17 protein-coding genes are annotated in these 15,574 nt (G+C 67.0%); 3 read left to right on the forward strand and 14 right to left on the reverse strand.

All coding sequences use genetic code 11. The annotated features are described in order from the left end of the window. Positions 1–26: 26 nt before the first annotated feature. Positions 27–1,271 carry a putative DNA modification/repair radical SAM protein gene (locus tag AB2M62_RS17035; protein WP_404335707.1) on the reverse strand — a complete coding sequence of 415 codons (1,245 nt, stop codon included), beginning with the start codon at positions 1,269–1,271 and terminating at the stop codon, positions 27–29. A 118-nt stretch (positions 1,272–1,389) separates the two neighbouring features. On the opposite strand from AB2M62_RS17035, the gene AB2M62_RS17040 reads away from it, so the two are divergent. Together AB2M62_RS17040 and AB2M62_RS17045 are read left to right on the forward strand one after the other, a co-directional pair. Next, positions 1,390–1,671, forward strand: coding sequence for a hypothetical protein (locus AB2M62_RS17040; protein ID WP_404335709.1), 282 nt, complete (start codon positions 1,390–1,392; stop codon positions 1,669–1,671). Next, complete coding sequence (locus AB2M62_RS17045) at positions 1,668–2,597, forward strand: glycosyltransferase 87 family protein (RefSeq protein WP_404335711.1); 930 nt, start codon at positions 1,668–1,670, stop codon at positions 2,595–2,597. Before AB2M62_RS17040 ends, AB2M62_RS17045 begins: the two co-directional genes overlap by 4 nt. Here AB2M62_RS17045 and AB2M62_RS17050 read toward each other — a convergent pair. From AB2M62_RS17050 to AB2M62_RS17090, 9 genes are all read right to left on the reverse strand, one after another. Next, positions 2,583–2,987 carry a hypothetical protein gene (locus AB2M62_RS17050; protein WP_404335713.1) on the reverse strand — a complete coding sequence of 135 codons (405 nt, stop codon included), beginning with the start codon at positions 2,985–2,987 and terminating at the stop codon, positions 2,583–2,585. The two genes, AB2M62_RS17045 and AB2M62_RS17050, sit on opposite strands and share 15 nt — an antisense overlap. A gap of 58 nt (positions 2,988–3,045) precedes the next feature. Next, positions 3,046–3,579, reverse strand: a complete 534-nt coding sequence (locus AB2M62_RS17055; RefSeq protein WP_404335714.1) for a demethoxyubiquinone hydroxylase family protein — start codon at positions 3,577–3,579, stop codon at positions 3,046–3,048. Continuing rightward, positions 3,576–4,061 carry a disulfide bond formation protein B gene (locus AB2M62_RS17060; protein ID WP_404335716.1) on the reverse strand — a complete coding sequence of 162 codons (486 nt, stop codon included), beginning with the start codon at positions 4,059–4,061 and terminating at the stop codon, positions 3,576–3,578. The genes AB2M62_RS17055 and AB2M62_RS17060 overlap by 4 nt, the downstream gene beginning before the upstream one ends. 6 nt (positions 4,062–4,067) lie before the next feature. Further along, positions 4,068–5,402 (reverse strand): S41 family peptidase, encoded by a 1,335-nt coding sequence (locus AB2M62_RS17065; RefSeq protein WP_404335718.1) that lies wholly within the window; start codon positions 5,400–5,402, stop codon positions 4,068–4,070. An 87-nt stretch (positions 5,403–5,489) separates the two neighbouring features. Beyond that, complete coding sequence (locus tag AB2M62_RS17070) at positions 5,490–6,668, reverse strand: murein hydrolase activator EnvC family protein (protein WP_404335720.1); 1,179 nt, start codon at positions 6,666–6,668, stop codon at positions 5,490–5,492. 4 nt (positions 6,669–6,672) lie between these two features. Continuing rightward, the gene (locus tag AB2M62_RS17075; protein ID WP_404335722.1) at positions 6,673–7,095 is read right to left on the reverse strand and encodes a 23S rRNA (pseudouridine(1915)-N(3))-methyltransferase RlmH; all 423 of its coding nucleotides are present in this window, start codon (positions 7,093–7,095) and stop codon (positions 6,673–6,675) included. An 18-nt stretch (positions 7,096–7,113) separates the two neighbouring features. Further along, complete coding sequence (gene rsfS, locus AB2M62_RS17080) at positions 7,114–7,482, reverse strand: ribosome silencing factor (protein WP_404339999.1); 369 nt, start codon at positions 7,480–7,482, stop codon at positions 7,114–7,116. Between the two features lie 26 nt (positions 7,483–7,508). After that, complete coding sequence (locus tag AB2M62_RS17085; RefSeq protein ID WP_404335724.1) at positions 7,509–8,168, reverse strand: nicotinate-nucleotide adenylyltransferase; 660 nt, start codon at positions 8,166–8,168, stop codon at positions 7,509–7,511. Positions 8,169–8,183: 15 nt separating this feature from the next. Beyond that, the gene (locus AB2M62_RS17090) at positions 8,184–9,437 is read right to left on the reverse strand and encodes a glutamate-5-semialdehyde dehydrogenase (protein ID WP_404335726.1); all 1,254 of its coding nucleotides are present in this window, start codon (positions 9,435–9,437) and stop codon (positions 8,184–8,186) included. A 48-nt stretch (positions 9,438–9,485) separates the two neighbouring features. Between AB2M62_RS17090 and AB2M62_RS17095 the strand changes: the two genes are divergently transcribed. Next, complete coding sequence (locus tag AB2M62_RS17095; protein ID WP_404335727.1) at positions 9,486–10,550, forward strand: DUF3667 domain-containing protein; 1,065 nt, start codon at positions 9,486–9,488, stop codon at positions 10,548–10,550. Positions 10,551–10,636: 86 nt separating this feature from the next. On the opposite strand, the gene ftsH is transcribed toward AB2M62_RS17095, so the two are convergent. The 4 genes from ftsH to AB2M62_RS17115 all read right to left on the reverse strand — a co-directional run bounded on the left by ftsH (position 10,637) and on the right by AB2M62_RS17115 (position 15,536). After that, positions 10,637–12,604: an ATP-dependent zinc metalloprotease FtsH gene (gene ftsH / locus AB2M62_RS17100; protein ID WP_404335729.1), complete on the reverse strand. Its 1,968-nt coding sequence runs from the start codon at positions 12,602–12,604 to the stop codon at positions 10,637–10,639. 78 nt (positions 12,605–12,682) lie between these two features. Continuing rightward, positions 12,683–13,633, reverse strand: coding sequence for a tRNA lysidine(34) synthetase TilS (gene tilS / locus AB2M62_RS17105; RefSeq protein WP_404335730.1), 951 nt, complete (start codon positions 13,631–13,633; stop codon positions 12,683–12,685). Between the two features lie 43 nt (positions 13,634–13,676). Continuing rightward, positions 13,677–14,642, reverse strand: coding sequence for a tol-pal system YbgF family protein (locus tag AB2M62_RS17110; protein WP_404335732.1), 966 nt, complete (start codon positions 14,640–14,642; stop codon positions 13,677–13,679). 72 nt (positions 14,643–14,714) lie between these two features. Beyond that, positions 14,715–15,536, reverse strand: coding sequence for a helix-turn-helix domain-containing protein (locus AB2M62_RS17115; protein ID WP_404335733.1), 822 nt, complete (start codon positions 15,534–15,536; stop codon positions 14,715–14,717). Positions 15,537–15,574: the final 38 nt, after the last annotated feature.

Below are 15,574 nucleotides of genomic sequence, written 5' to 3' on the forward strand. Positions count from 1 at the left end.
GGCGCAGTTGCTGTCGCGAGCGATTCTCAAGCGGCGAATAGTTCGAGCTGCTCTCGCTTCGGCGCCACCAGCGAGCGCAGATCCACCTTGTCGGCGAGCGCGACCGGCCGCCAATCCTCGGCGATCAGGAAAGGGCGCACCTTGACGATCGACACGGTAAGCCGCGCGACATCGGCGAGCCGCAGCCGCCGCCAGCGCCGCGTCGCCAGGATCGCATCGACCGCTTTCACGCCAAGACCCGGAACCCGCAACAGCATCTCTCGCGAGGCGCGGTTGACGTCGACCGGAAACCGATCGCGAAACTTGAGCGCCCAGGCGAGCTTGGGATCGATGTCGAGCGGCAGCATGCCGGTATCCGCGTCGGCCGCCTCGGCAACTTCGCTCGGGCGATATTCGTAGAAGCGCATAAGCCAGTCCGACTGGTAGAGCCGATGTTCGCGCATCAGTGGCGGCCGCTGGAGCGGGAGCACTGCGCTGGCATCGGGAATCGGGCTGAACGCGGAATAATAGACGCGGCGCAGCTTGAACCGATCGTAGAGCCCGGCGGCACGCGTGATGATGTCGCCATCGGTGGCGGCATCGGCCCCGACGATCATCTGAGTCGACTGACCTGCCGGAGCGAAGCCGGGCGCCGACCTGTAGCGCTTGGCATCCTCGCGATCGTCGATTGCCGTGCGAACGTCCTGCATCGCACCTTCGATTTGCCCTGCCGACTTTTCCGGCGCCAGCCGCGTCAGCCCCGCCACGGTGGGCAATTCGACATTGATCGACACGCGATCGGCATAGAGCCCGGCCTGGTGGACAAGCTCGGGATCGGCGTCGGGGATCGTCTTGAGATGAATATAGCCCCGAAAATCATGGTCCTCGCGCAGGCTCTGCGCGACTCGGACGATCTGCTCCATCGTATAGTTGGACGAACGGATGATGCCCGAGGACAGGAACAACCCCTCGATATAATTGCGCTTGTAGAAGCGCAGCGTGAGATCGACGACTTCCTCGGGCGTGAAGCGCGCGCGCCGCACGTTCGAGCTCTTGCGATTGATGCAATAGTGGCAATCGAAGATGCAGCTGTTGGTCAGCAGGATCTTGAGCAGGCTGATGCAGCGCCCATCGGGGGCATAGGCATGGCAAATCCCCATCCCTTCGGTGGAACCGATGCCTTTGCCGTCGGCCGAATTACGCTTGGTCGTGCCCGACGAGGCGCACGAAGCGTCATATTTTGCCGCATCGGCGAGAATAGCGAGCTTGGCGCGGAGATCGAGCTGGGCCATATGTTCTTTCTATGTTCTTGATATCGCGCTGTCTAGTGCGATGGACGGCTGAGGCACCAACGGATAAGCAGCGGCAATGGACCAAGGCTCGGCGCGCGACGTGGAATGGCGAACCGCCGTGCTTTGGATTGCCCTCACTTTGACGTGCATCGCCGGTTGGACCTTCAAGGCGCATTGCGTGCCCGGCGGCTGGACCGATGCCGAGCAATATAGCACCGGTTGCTATAATGACGTGATGCCCTTCTGGACCGGGCGCGGGGTCAAGCAGGGGGAAATCCCCTATTTTCAGGCGCGGATGGAATATCCGGTGCTGACCGGCGCGCGATCTGGATCGAGGGCACCGCCACCCGGCTACTGTTCGGCAGGCACGCGCGCGACGGGCATTTCCTGGGCGTGGTGACGCTGGCCAACGCCCTGCTCGCTGCGCTGATCCTGCGAATGATGCTTGTCGCCGGCGTTGATCGGCGACGGCTGTGGGGCTGGGCATGTGCGCCGCCACTGGTGCTCTATGTGGGGCATAATTGGGACATGGCGGCCGCAACGCTCGCGGTCGCGGCGCTGCTGCTCGCACGTGCGAATAGGCTGGTCCAGGCCGCCACCGCAGCGGCGCTAGGCACGGCGGCCAAACTGTTTCCAGTGCTGGCGCTACCGCTAATCGGCCTGACCGCCCTGTCGAAGGGCCGCTGGCGCGAGCGGCTGGTGCGCGCAACGCTGGTCAGCGCGGCGGCGATCGGGGCGTGGCTGCTGGTCAACCTGCCGGTCGCGCTGCTCGCACCGGACAATTGGAGCGAATTCTATCGCTTCTCGCAGGAGCGGTCAGGCACCGCGGCGGCAAGCTGGGACGCGCTGTCGAACCTGGGCTGGCTGTTGATCGGGAACGACGACCGAAATCGATACGCCGCGACACTCTTCGTCGCCGGAGCCGCGGCAATCGTCGCGCTGGGGTGGCGGCGGCACGGCGATCGGCCATGGATCCTGTTCACCCCGGTGCTTGCCTGGTTCCTGCTGACCAACAAGGTCTATTCGCCGCAGTTCGATCTGTGGCTGTATCCGCTGCTGCTGTTGACGGCGCCGCGGCTGGTGCCGGTCGCGCTGTTCGCGGCCGGCGACATCGCCGCCTATTTCGCCGAGTTCTGGCTGCTCGGCAGCATGGAGCATGGCTGGCCGACGGCGACCTTTGCCCATGTAGCGATCGCGGCGGGCTTTCGCGCCGCCGCGATGCTGTGGCTCATCGCCGATTGCGTGCTGCGCGACGCGCCCGGTTGGATTGTCAAAGGTGACACCGGGTTGACGCTGTCGCGACCGGGACAATCAGGGGAGCGGTAGATCGTTGAGCGCTTCGCGGCGGGCGCGGCTTTCGGCGCGGGCCTGAGTCGCCTGGCGGACGAAGCAGCCGGTCTGGCCGCCGGCGCCGACGGTGGAGCAGCTGCCGGTGCCGGTCTGACCCGCCTCGAGCGCACCCTGCGAGCGTACCGCCCAGCTCTCGGTCGATTGCGGCGGGCCCGCCTGATCGCGCAAGGTCTTGGGGATGCGGAACCGCTCCGCCTCGTCAAGCCGTTGACAAACAACGATTTCTTCGCCGTCTGTATTGGTCGGGCATTTGTCGTTGCCGAAGATTACCAACACACCGTTCTGCCCGCTCTGGGCATGCGCGGCGGCGGGCATCAGCAGGGGCGATGCGGCGAGCGCTGCGATGGCCAGGGTCCTCTTCAGCATGATGCCTTCTCCTTTTGAGGGCTGCGGCTAATGCCGGGTCAACGCTGAACCCGGCCTGTCATATCCGTTTCGACAGCGCAATCGCGGCACGGCAGCCCAGCCGGATCAACCCGGACAAGAGCGGATAGCCGGGGGTGTTTTCGGCGCCGTGCGCGAGCGCGGTATCCTTATGTTCGAGTTCTTCGTCGCGGAACTGCGCTACGGCGGCGCTGAGTTCAGGGTCGCTGGTCCCCAATTCTTCGAGCTGGCGCTGATAGTGGCGATCGATCTCGGTCTCCACCGCGGCGGTGCACGCCATCGCGGCTTCGGGCCCCATCGCCGCAGTCGCGGCGCCGAGCGCGAAGCCCGCGACGTTCCAGAAGGGCTGGAGCAGGGTCGGGCGAACGCCGCGGCGCGCGATCATGCCATCGAAGAACGCGCGGTGGCGCTCTTCCTGATTGGCCATGCCGTTGATCATACGCGCCATCGGGGTGCGATCGCCCATCACCGCCAGCTGGCCGCCATAGATGCGCGTCGCGCCATATTCGCCCGCCTGGTCGACGCGGATCATCGCATCGGTCGGCTCGCGCCGGTCGCCGGGCTTCCAGCTCATCGACGACCCTGCCGACCTGCCAGCGCGAAGATCGTCACGGCTCCGGCGAGCGAAAGGATCGCGTTGAACCCGGCCAGGCTGATCCCGAACAGCGACCATTGCGCCGCGTCACACCGCACCAGCGGCTTGCGCAGCGCCTCGGTGAGCACCGCCATCGGGTCGCCGCCATGGAGATCGGTGGTGCACGGGGTGATGCCTTTCCACCAATGATATTCGACGCCGGCATGGAACACGCCGATCGCACCGCTCATGGCGATCAGCGCGCCGGCGATCAGCACGAGGAGCAGCTTGGGCCCGCGCCCGGGCACGACGAACGCCAGCGCCGCGACGATCACCGCGGCATAATGCGGCCAGCGCTGCCACAGGCACATCTCGCACGGCACGAGGCCGCCGAAATGCTGCGAACCCAGCGCGCCGCCGAGCAGCGCGAGCGGGAGGAAGAGCGCGATCAGCCGCGCGGTGCGGGACCCGTTCGGTGCCATGCCCGATCAACGCGCCTTGGTGGCGACTTGCGGGGCCTTGGGCCCGAGCCGTGATATGGTGCGCACCGCATAATCGAGCTGGAAGTCGTCGACGCCCTGCTTCTTGAGCTGCTCGGCAGTGAGCGAGAAGCGCGGATCGGCGCGCGCATCCTCTTCGAGCACAGCATCATCGACCTTGTCCTGGTTGATCAGGTGGCGGCGCAGATCGGCTTCGCGCAGCACCGTGCGGCTTTTGTAGTCGACGTCGGAAAGCTGGGGCACGAGCAGATCGGGCTTGATACCGCCTTCCTGGACCGAGCGGCCCGAAGGCGTGAAATAGCGCGCGGTGGTGAGCCGCAGCGCGGCGCGCTGGCCCATCGGCAGGATCGTCTGGACCGAGCCCTTGCCGAAGCTGCGGGTGCCTAGGACGAGGCCGCGATGATGATCCTGGAGCGCGCCCGCAACGATCTCCGACGCCGAAGCGGTGCCGGCGTCGACGAGCACGACCACCGGCAGGCCGCGGGCGAGATCGCCCGGGACCATCGATTCGGCATAATAGCGCTCGATATCGGTCTTCTCGCGGCCGCGCTGCGAGACGATCTCGCCGTGCCCGAGGAAGACGTCGGACACCGCGATCGCCTCGCTGAGCAGGCCGCCGCCATTCTCGCGCAGATCGACGACATAGCCGAGCGGCTTGTGCCCGAGCTGCTTGTCGATCGCCTGGATCGCCTTGATCGTGTCTTCGCCGGTCTGCGCAGTGAAGGTGTTGATGTTGATGATGCCGACGCCGTTCTTGACTTCCCACTTCACCGGCTTCTGCACGATGATCTCGCGCGTCAGGGTGAATTGGAGCGGCTTGTCGGCGCCCGGGCGCACGACGGTGAGGTTGATCTTGGTGCCCGGCGCGCCGCGCATCTGCTCGATCGCCTCGTCGAGGCTGCCGCCGACGATGAACTTGCCGTCGAGATGGGTAATGAAATCGCCCGACTTGATGCCCGCGCGGGCAGCCGGCGTGTCCTCGGTCGGCGCGATGACCTTCACCGCGCCGTCTTCCTGCGTCACGGTAAGGCCGAGGCCGCCATAATTGCCGTCGGTCTGGATTTTGAGATTGTCGAATTCGAGGCCGTCGGCATAGCTGGAATGCGGATCGAGCGCTGCGAGCATGCCGTCGATCGCGCCCTTCACCAGCGTCTTGTCGTCGACCTTGTCGACATAATTGGCCTTCACCTGGTTGTAGACTTCCATGAAGGTGTCGAGTTCGCGATAGCTGTTGGTGTCGACGCCCGCCATCGCGCCAGAGGCGATCGGCACGAGCGCGAGCGCGCTGACGGCGGCGGTGACTTGCAGGAACGAACGCAGCATCGGGACGACTTTCAACCAGAAAACGCGTGGGCAACCAGAAACGCTTGGCAAGAATGTAGGCGTGGATCGCGGCAATTGCACGGCGATTCAGCCAAGTAGTTGGGTGAGGTCCATCGGCTGCCCCTTGCGTCGCAGCTCGATGGTGACCCGCGGCGCATCGCGGTCAGCGGCGCGGCCGAGACTGCTTCCCTGCCCGACCTGCGTGCCAACCCGCACCGCCAGCCCGCCCAGGCCCGCGATCAGCGACGTCCAGCCCTTGCCATGATCGACGATCACCACGCCGCCATAGCCGCGAAACGGCCCGGCATAGACGATACGGCCGGCCGCCGGGGCAACCACCGCGGCGTTGGCGGCGCAGGCGATCGTAAGGCCGCGTGCCCGCACGCCGGTGGGCGAAAGCTCGCCCAGCCCGGTGACAATCTGCCCGGCGACGGGAAGCCGATAGGGCGCAGCGCCGGGAGCAGCCGGGACCGCGTTGCCGGCGGCTGGACGCGGGAGAGGCCCGGGCAGCGCGAGCAACGCGCCGCGCACTTCCGCGGCGGCGCCGCTCGTCTCGAGCTGATCGACCAGATCGCGGCTCTGCTCGCCCAGCGCGAGCGCACGATCGGATTCGACCAGCGCGCTACGCCCGAGCGCCGCCGAACGCAGGCGATGTCCGGCCTCGAGCTTGACCAGGGCGATGCGTTCGCTCTCGAGCCGGGCACGCCCCTCTTCGAGCGATTTGGCAGCCGTGCCGGCGGTCAGCCGCAGGCGCTGCACGCGCGCGAGCTCGGCGCGTACGCTCGCGGTGCGGGCCTCGACCACCGGCAAGGTGGTGCCGAGCACGGCACGAACATGGACCATGTCTTCGGTCGAGCCAGGCTGGACCAGCCCAAGCATGGCCGGGCGGCGCGCCATCGACTGGAGCGCGGCGATCAGGCGCAGGATCGGCCCCTGACGCTCGGCGACCTGGAGCCGCTGGGCGGCGAGCAGGCGATCGACGATCGCGATGCGGGCATGCGCCGCGGCGATATCGGCTTCAGCGGCCTTGATCCGCTCGGCCGCAGCCGCCTCCTCGCCACGCGCCTGGGCGGCACGATCGCGCTCGCCCGCGGCGGCGGCCTCGAGCGCGCGCGACCGCGCCTGCGCCGCATCCGACGCGGCATTCGCCGCCTTGAGACGCGCCTGCTGCTCGGCGAAGCTTGGCAATTGTGCACGCGCAAGCGAGCCGGCGGCGAGCATCGCGCCAAGCGCCGCAATCAGGATTGTGGTGCGCGCCGGGCCCATGGGCTCAGCCTTCGCGGTGATAGGGGTGATTGGCAAGGATCGACGTTGCCCGCCACAGTTGCTCGGCGAGCATCGCGCGCGCCATCAGATGCGGCCATGTGGCGCGGCCGAACGAGATGAGCAGGTCCGAACCGGCGCGCTGGACATCGTCGAAGCCATCCGCTGCGCCGATCAGGAAGCGGGTTTCGCGCACGCCGTTGTCCCGCCACGCACCGAGCCGCTGGGCAAGCACCCGCGAGGGCAGGTTCTCCCCGGTCTCGTCGAGCATGACGATCTTGGTTGCGCCCTGCAGCTCGGGGATCTTGCCGCCGGCATCGGGGAGTTCGGTGATCCGCGTCGGCCAGGCGACGCGCTTCAAATAGCGCTCGACCAGTTCAGCCTCGGGCCCGCGTCCGATACGGCCCCGCGCAACGATATGGAGCAGCATCTGCCGGCGCGTGTCGGCTCAAGCCTGGCCGGCAACCGGCGCTTCCCCGAACGACCACATCCGCTCGAGATTGTAGAAGCTGCGAACTTCGGGGCGAAACAGATGGATGATCACGTTGCCGGCATCGATCAGCACCCAATCGGCACTGGGAAGCCCCTCTATCCGCGGCGACCGGCCGAACTCGGCCTTGATCTTCTCGGCAAGCTTGGTCGCCATCGAGGCGACCTGGCGCGTCGAGCGGCCCGAGGCGACGACCATATAGTCGGCGATGCTGCTCTTGCCAGCGAGCGGGATCGACACGGTTTCGACGGCCTGATCGTCGTCGAGCGAAGTGAGCACGAGCGCGTGGAGCGCCTCGACGCTCTCGGCACCGGGTTCGCGCTGCACTTGAGGGGATGTGGCCAAGATAACTCCTAGGGGTTCGACGGGTCTGTGCGGCGCAATGGAGACGGCGCGGACGGCGGCGACTGGGCAATCGCGCGCGCGTTCGAATATTGCCGGTGCCAGGCAGGATCGGCGGCCCTAAGGCTCGTCGCCGAAGTCGGATCGGGGCGAAAGCGCAGCAGCACGAGGGCCGGCAATCTCCAACGGGTCCAATTCTTCGCCTGGCCTGCGGGCCGCACAGCGCGCCGCAGCCAACTCATCGCAGAACTTGCGTGAGCCCTCCGCGTATAGCCCGGACGGGAGATTACCGCAATCGGAACCTGCCGGGCAATTCCGCGCCAGTCGCGCCAGCGGTGGAACTGGGCGAGATTGTCGTCGCCCATCAGCCAGACGAAGCGGGTCTTGGGATAGCGGCGGACGAGTTTGTCGAGAGTGTCGGCGGTGTAGCGGGTGCCGAGCCTTGCTTCGATCGCGGTCGGTCGGATCGGCGTGTGGCGCGCGATTTTCCGTGCCGAGGCGAGCCGCGCGGCGAGCGGCGCCATGCCCTCCTCCGGCTTGAGTGGATTTCCGGGCGAGACCAGCCACCAGACCTCATCGAGCCCGAGCGCGCGAAGGGCGTGGAGCGAGATTTGGCGATGCCCGCGATGCGCGGGATTGAACGAGCCCCCGAGGATACCGATGCGTTTCATGGCAGGCGCAGCCCTTCAAGGCCGGGCTTGGCCCGTGCCGCGCACCACCCATTTATATGTCGTCAGCCCTTCGAGCGCGACCGGGCCACGGGCGTGGAGGCGGCCGGTGGAGATGCCGATCTCGGCGCCGAGGCCGAATTCGCCGCCGTCGGCGAACTGGGTGGAGGCGTTCCACATCACGATCGCGCTGTCGACGGTGTTGAGGAAGCGCTCGGCAGTCTGCGCATCTTCGGTGATGATCGCGTCGGTATGGTGCGAGCCATGCGCGGCGATGTGCGCCATCGCGGCCTCGACGCCGTCGACCAGCTTCACCGAGAGAATTGCGTCGAGATATTCGGTGTCCCAGTCGGCGGCATCGGCGGCGGCTGCCCGCGGTTCGAGCGCGCGGACCGTGTCGTCGCCGCGGAGTTCGCAGCCGGCATCGGCCAGCGCGGCCAGGATCGGCGCGGGATCGACGAACCCTTCATCGATGAGCAACGTCTCGGTCGCGCCGCAGATGCCGGTGCGGCGCATCTTGGCGTTGAGCGCGAGATCGCGCGCCATCGCCGGATCGGCGGCGCGATCGATATAGGTGTGGTTGAGCCCGTCGAGATGGGCGAGCACGGGGACGCGCGCCTCGGCCTGGACGCGGGCGACCAAGCCCTTGCCGCCGCGCGGCACCACCATGTCGATCGCTCCCTCGGCGGTGAGCATCGCACCCACCGCGGCACGATCGGTAACCGGCACGAGCTGTACGGCGTCCTCGGGCATACCACCCGCCGCCAGCCCGCGGGCGAGCGCGGCGTGGATCGCGCGATTGCTGCGGATCGCCTCCGAACCGCCGCGAAGGATCGCGGCATTGCCCGACATCGCGCACAGCACACCGGCATCGGCGGTGACGTTGGGACGGCTCTCATAGATGATTCCGATCACCCCGATAGGCACCCGGCGGCGAGTAAGGACCAGGCCGTTGGGCCGCTCGACGCGGTCGATCACGTCGCCGACCGGATCGGGGAGTCCGGACACGGCCTCGACACCGGCGGCCATCGCCTCGATTCGCTTGGCGTCGAGCTTGAGCCGATCGAGCAGCGCGCCCGACAGGCCATGCGCTTCGGCAGCGGCCATATCCTCGGCATTGGCGGCCTGAATCGCGTCCGCATCCGCCCGAATCGCGGCGGCGGCGGTACGTAACGCAGCGGCTTTGGCCGGGGTCGGCATCGCCGCGAGCTTCGTCGCTGCAATACGAGCGCGGGCCGCCATGTCGGCGATCAGGGAAAGAGCGTCGGTCATAGTTCCACGCGCTAGCACGTGCAGCATGAAGCTGGTAGCCAAGGCGCCATGTCGGGGGGAATCGAAGCAGCCGGGGAACTGGCGACGGGGGCATTTCTCGGCCGTGCGGTCGAGCCGAATGCAGGTGAAGGGCATGGCGGAGCGCATTGCCTCTGCCTCAATTGCGGCACCGCGTTGGTCGGATCGCATTGCCATAATTGCGGCCAGGCGGGGCATGTCCACCGCTCGATCCATGCGATCGGGCACGACATCCTCCACGGCGTCTTCCATTTCGAAGGCAAGTTCTGGCGCACCTTGCCGTTGCTGGCCTGGCGACCGGGCGACCTCACGCGCCGCTATGTCGCGGGCGAGCGCGCACGTTTCGTGTCGCCGATGGCGATCTTCCTCTTCTCGATCTTCGCGATGTTCGCCGTGTTCTCCTGGGCCGGAATCTCGGCACCGACCGATCTGGACAGCGGCACGGTGAAGCCCGTCGCCGCGATCGATTTCGCTCGGAAGGAAGCACAGGAGGACGTGGAGACGGCGCAGAAACGGATCGCCGAGGCGAAAACCGACGCGCAACGCGCCAAATATCGCGAACGGCTCGCCGATGCGCAGGAGACTATCGCCGGGCTGGACAAGGCGGCCAAATCGTTGAGCAGCGGCAAGCTCGACGTGACGACGACCGCCGCGCATACCGGCTGGCCCGTACTCGATCATGGCATCGAGAAGTGGCAGAAAAACCCGGCACTGATGCTCTACAAGCTGCAATCGGCGAGCTACAAATTCTCCTGGCTGCTGATCCCGCTCTCGCTACCGTTCCTGTGGGTGCTGTTCTTCTGGAAGCGGCAATACAAGCTTTACGACCACACGGTCTTCATCATCTACTCGATCGCGTTCATGTCGCTCTTCTACATCGTGGTGACGGTGGTCGCCGCGATCGGGCTGGGCGGCGCATGGCTGGGATTCGCCGCGCTACTGCTCCCGTTCCTCCACGTCACGCGCCAGCTGCAACAGGCCTATCGGCTCGGCTGGTTCTCGGCGATCGTGCGCGCCTTGATACTCACCTTCTTCATCAGCTGGATCCTGACGCTGTTCGTGCTGATCCTGGTGGCGCTGGGGATGACCGGCTGAGAGCGGCGTAACGCTCCGATCCCGGCAACAAAAGGCCTCGCCGAACGCTCGGCGAGGCCTTTTTCGTTTGCGCTGGGATCCTGGGTTCAGGCGCCCTGGGGCGTCGGCTGGCCAAACGGACCCTTGGGCTTGCGGATCTTGGGGATCGAGGTGCCTGCGGCAACCGCCGGCTTGGCGCTCGTGCCCGGATCCTGGCGGCCGATATCGTCGCCCGCGATCAACCGCTTGATCTCCTCGCCGGTGAGCGTCTCGAATTCGAGCAGCGCCAGCGCGATCGTGTGCAGCTGGTCGACATGGTCGGTGAGCAGCTGGCGTGCACGCGCGAGGCCCTGCTCGACAAAGCGCTTCACTTCGCTGTCGATCAGCCGCGCGGTCTCGTCCGACATCGGCTTGGACTGCTGCATCGAATAGCCGGTGAAGCTATCCTGAGTGTCGCTGAAATCGAGCGGGCCGACGGCGTCCGAAAGGCCCCATTTGGTGACCATCGACCGCGCGAGCTTGGTCGCCTGCTGGATGTCGCTCGACGCGCCCGAGCTCACCTTGTCATAGCCGAAGATCAGTTCCTCGGCGACACGGCCGCCGAACGCCACGGCGATATCGGCATGCATCTTGTCGCGATGATAGGAATAGCTGTCGCGTTCCGGCAACGGCTGGACCATGCCCAGCGCAAAGCCGCGAGGGATGATCGTTGCCTTGTGGATCGGATCGGCCGTCGGCTCGTGCGCGAAGACCAAAGCGTGGCCGGCTTCGTGATAGGCGGTCATCCGCTTCTCGTCATCGGTCATCACCATCGAGCGGCGCTCGGCGCCCATCAGCACCTTGTCGCGCGCGTCGTCGAATTCCTGCGCGGCGACCAGCCGCTTGCCGCGACGGGCGGCGAGCAGCGCGGCCTCGTTGACCAGGTTGGCGAGATCGGCACCCGAGAAGCCCGGCGTCCCGCGCGCGATGACGCGCGAATCGACGTCCGGCGCCAACGGCACCTTCTTCATATGGACCTGGAGGATCTTGACCCGGCCTTCGATGTCGGGGCGAGGCACCTGGACCTGGCGATCGAAACGGCCCGGACGCAGCAAGGCGGGATCAAGCACGTCGGGGCGATTGGTCGCTGCGACGATGATGATGCCTTCATTGGCGTCGAAACCGTCCATCTCGACGAGTAGCTGGTTGAGCGTCTGCTCGCGCTCGTCATTCTGGTTGCCGAGACCGGCACCACGGGCGCGGCCGACGGCATCGATCTCGTCGATGAAGACGATGCACGGCGCCGACTTCTTGGCCTGTTCGAACATGTCGCGGACGCGGCTGGCGCCGACGCCGACGAACATCTCGACGAAGTCGGAGCCGGAGATCGAGAAGAAGGGGACGCCCGCCTCACCGGCGATGGCGCGCGCGAGCAGCGTCTTGCCGGTGCCGGGGGCGCCGACGAGCAGCGCGCCCTTGGGGATCTTACCGCCGAGGCGCGCGAACTTGGTCGGGTCCTTGAGGAACTCGACGATCTCCTGCAGCTCCTCGCGAGCCTCGTCGATGCCGGCGACGTCGTCGAAGGTCACCTTGCCCTCACGCTGGGTGAGAAGCTTGGCGCGGCTCTTGCCGAAGCCCATCGCGCCCGAGCCCGAATTCTTCTGCATCTGGCGCAGCACGAAGAAGGCGATGCCGAGGAAGAGCAGGAAGGGCAGCGACTGATAGAGGATGTAGAACCATACCGAGGGCTGTTCCTCGGGACGGGCATTGATCGTGACGTTCTTGTCGCGCAGCGTCGAGATGAGCTGGGGATCATAGGGCGCGTTGGTGCGGAACTTGCTGTCGCTCGACAGCGTGCCGGTGATCACCGAGGTATTGCCCGAGCTCGACGCGATGCTCACCGACTTCACTTCGCCGGTCTGCACCTTGTCGAGGAAGGTCGAATAGGCGATCGAGTCGCCGGCGCTCTGGCCGCTCGGGCGATCGAACATGGTGACGAACAGCGCGAGCGCCGCAAGGATGCCCACCCAGATCAGCAGGCTCTTCATCCAGGGGTTGCCCCCATTTTCCGGACCCTGCTTGTCGTTCTCGTTCATGTGCGCTCGTCACCTTTCAGCGTCCAAGATAGGCACGCCACCGTTAATGGCAATGGAACAGGCCCGCAGTTTAGCCAATCAGTGTGATCGCCGCGGCGGGGCAGCGCCGAATCGCCATTGACCATTTTTCGGCGAAGCTTTCACCCCCGCAATCGTACCGGTGTCGCCCGCATCCAACGCGCCGACGAGGCGATCGAGGCCCTGCTCGTGCCACGGCGCTTCGATGCCGCTGGCGGTGCGGACATGTTGGACGGCGTGGCGCACCAGGCGGCGGCGCAGTTCGTAGGGCAAGCCGGCGGGATCGAAGCGTATCTCGGCCCCCTCGGCGACGCAGTGCGCCGCCTCGCGCCGGAACGCCCAATCGAGCGCGTCTTCGGCATGGCGCAGATTCTGCGCCGAGAGTGCGAGCCGCGACGGCACCAGCTCGGGAGAGTCGGCAATCAGGGCGCGGATGCGCGCGCGATCATAGCGCTGATCGGCGTTCGACGGGTCCTGGACGACAGCAATGCCGAGGCATTTCGGCACCGCCGCCAGCTCCTCGCGCGACCAATCGAGCAAGGGCCGTAGGAGTAACGGGCTCGGAGATGACGGCTCGAGCGGCCGCACGCGTCGCATCGCCGCCAGCCCGCCGACCCCGGAGCCGCGGCGCGACCGCATCAGGAACGTCTCGGCGACGTCGTTGCGCTGGTGGCCCAGCGCGACCCAGCGGATATCCCCGGCACGCGCCCAGCGCGCCAGGGCGGCGTATCGCAAGCTGCGGGCGCGTTCCTGCACATTGCCGGCGAACGCCGCGCGTGGCGGCGGGGGCAGGATCGCATGCGCCACGTCGAGCCCAGCACAGAGCGCCGCGACCAGCGCCGCCTCTTCCGCCAATTCGGCGCGCAGGCCGTGATCGAAGGTGGCTGCACGTACGGCACCGGGATAGGCCGCCGCGGCGAGCAGCAGCAGAGCGACGCTGTCCGCCCCGCCCGATACCGCGACGCCAAGGCCACGCTCCGGTAACGGCGGCGCGCCGGTTACCGCTTCCAAATCGCGTCGGAAACGGGCGATCTGCTCCGCGGGCGGAGTCAGCTCATTTGCACTTTTGCGCGGCACGTCCCTCGACGATCCCGGCCTTCATTTCGGCCGAAAGCCGCCCGCCATAGAGCTGATCTAGCTCGGTATAGACCTTGCAGACCTCACTCGCCGGCTTCTTGAGCTTGGTCAGCGCCTGGGCAAGATAATAGAGGCTGTCGGGCGCGCGTTCGCCATTGGGATTCTTCTTGTAATTCTCGTAGAATGCGACAGCGGCGAGGCTCGGCGCATTGGCATCGAGATAGGTGCGGCCGAGCAGATTCTGCGCATAGCTGGCGCGACGGTGCTGCGGATATTTGGTGGCGACGACCTCCAGCTCCTTCCGCGCCTCGGGATAGAGCTTGGCCTGCCAAAGCCGGAAGCCATAGAGATAGCCGTCCTCGGCAGGATCGCCGCTATTGGGCTTTTCGACCGCGGCAACCTGCTGCGCGCGCGCGCCGGTCGGCTTCGCGGCGGGGACTTCGGCAGCGGCAGGCGGCGGGGGGGTGCGCCCTGGGCGGGTCGCCGGACGCGCCGGCTCGGTACCGCCGCCGAGATCGACCGGAACGATTGCAGGATCGCCGCTGCCGCCGCTCCGCGACGATCCGTCTTCGAGCGCCTTCAGCCGTGCATCGGTCGAGCGCTTATACGCCGCGAACGCGTCCTCGATCTGGCGAAGACGATAGCCATCCTGCTCGACCTGGCCGGTGAGCGTCTGTACCGAGCCTTCGAGCGCGGCGACGCGCTGGGTCAGATCGGCGACGGGGCTGCCCGAGGGCGCGCCGGGAACGGTGACATTCGCCTCCGGGGTGATCTGCGGCTCGACGACCTGGCCGGCGCCACCGGGAAATACCTTGCGCTGGACCGCGCGCATCTCGCGCTCGAGCCGATCGACCCGGCCCTCTACGGCGCCGGTCTGCGCCTGTGCAGTGCCGGCGACACCCATCACCGCGACGAGCGCGGCGGCCGAGATCCAGTAACGCATTGCCACCCCCCGGGCTGAAATTCAGAAACCATGCGCATCGCCATAGCTTAGCCGCCGCACCTGTCGCCAGCCTTAAGGCGTGGCGGTGGTGTTTCCGGCCGAAGCGGGCGCCGTGGCGGCGCGCGCCTGGAGTGCCGCGGCAGTCACCTCGACATCGACGGTGCTCGCCGGCGCGCCGAGCGGCGCGGCCTGCGATCCGTTGATCAGCACTTGGAGCTTTTCGGGGCGCCCCGTGCGCGCATGCGGCCGATCCGCACCGGCGGGAACATCGTATCGCTCGCCCGCGGCCATCTCCTTCTCGTAGAGACGCTTGCCGCTGCCATCACTGACGCGCACCCAGACCGAATCATTGGCGACCAGGGTTACCTGGCCACCCGTGGCAACCGGCGCCGTCGGTGCGGCCGCAGGCGCGGTGGCGTTGCCCGGCGCAGCCTGGCTGGCTTCGGGGATCGCGACGCTTTCCACCGGCGCGCCGCCGCGGAACCAGTCGGTGCCGTACCAGAGCCCGACACCGATCGAGACGAGCAACGCGACGACGACGCCGAACCAGGCGAGACCGCTGGGCGGAACGCGCGTGGGATCGGTCATCTCATAGGAAGGTGTCGGCGAGGGCCGCTCCGGCGCGTCGCCAATCTCGGCGCGCACCTGCCTGCCGATCGCGACTTCGTCGACCCCGACCGCCCGGGCATAGGATTTGGCAAACCCCATCGCATAGGTGATCGAGGGAAGCCCGCGATAATTTGCCTGTTCGATCGCTTCGAGATGGCGCTGCGGGATACGCGTCCGCGCCGCGATTTCGGCCAGGTCGACGCCCTGCGCCTCCCGCGCCGCGCGCAGCCTTTCGCCCGCGGTTGCGGGAAACAAGGTCCGATCGTCGGCGGGATCGCCTTCCATGCGTTTCTCTCCGGCGGAAGGGTTGCGGCCCGTTTGGC

It is taken from the genome of Sphingomonas sp. MMS12-HWE2-04 (assembly GCF_044881185.1).
In the GTDB taxonomy this organism is placed as follows: domain Bacteria; phylum Pseudomonadota; class Alphaproteobacteria; order Sphingomonadales; family Sphingomonadaceae; genus Sphingomonas.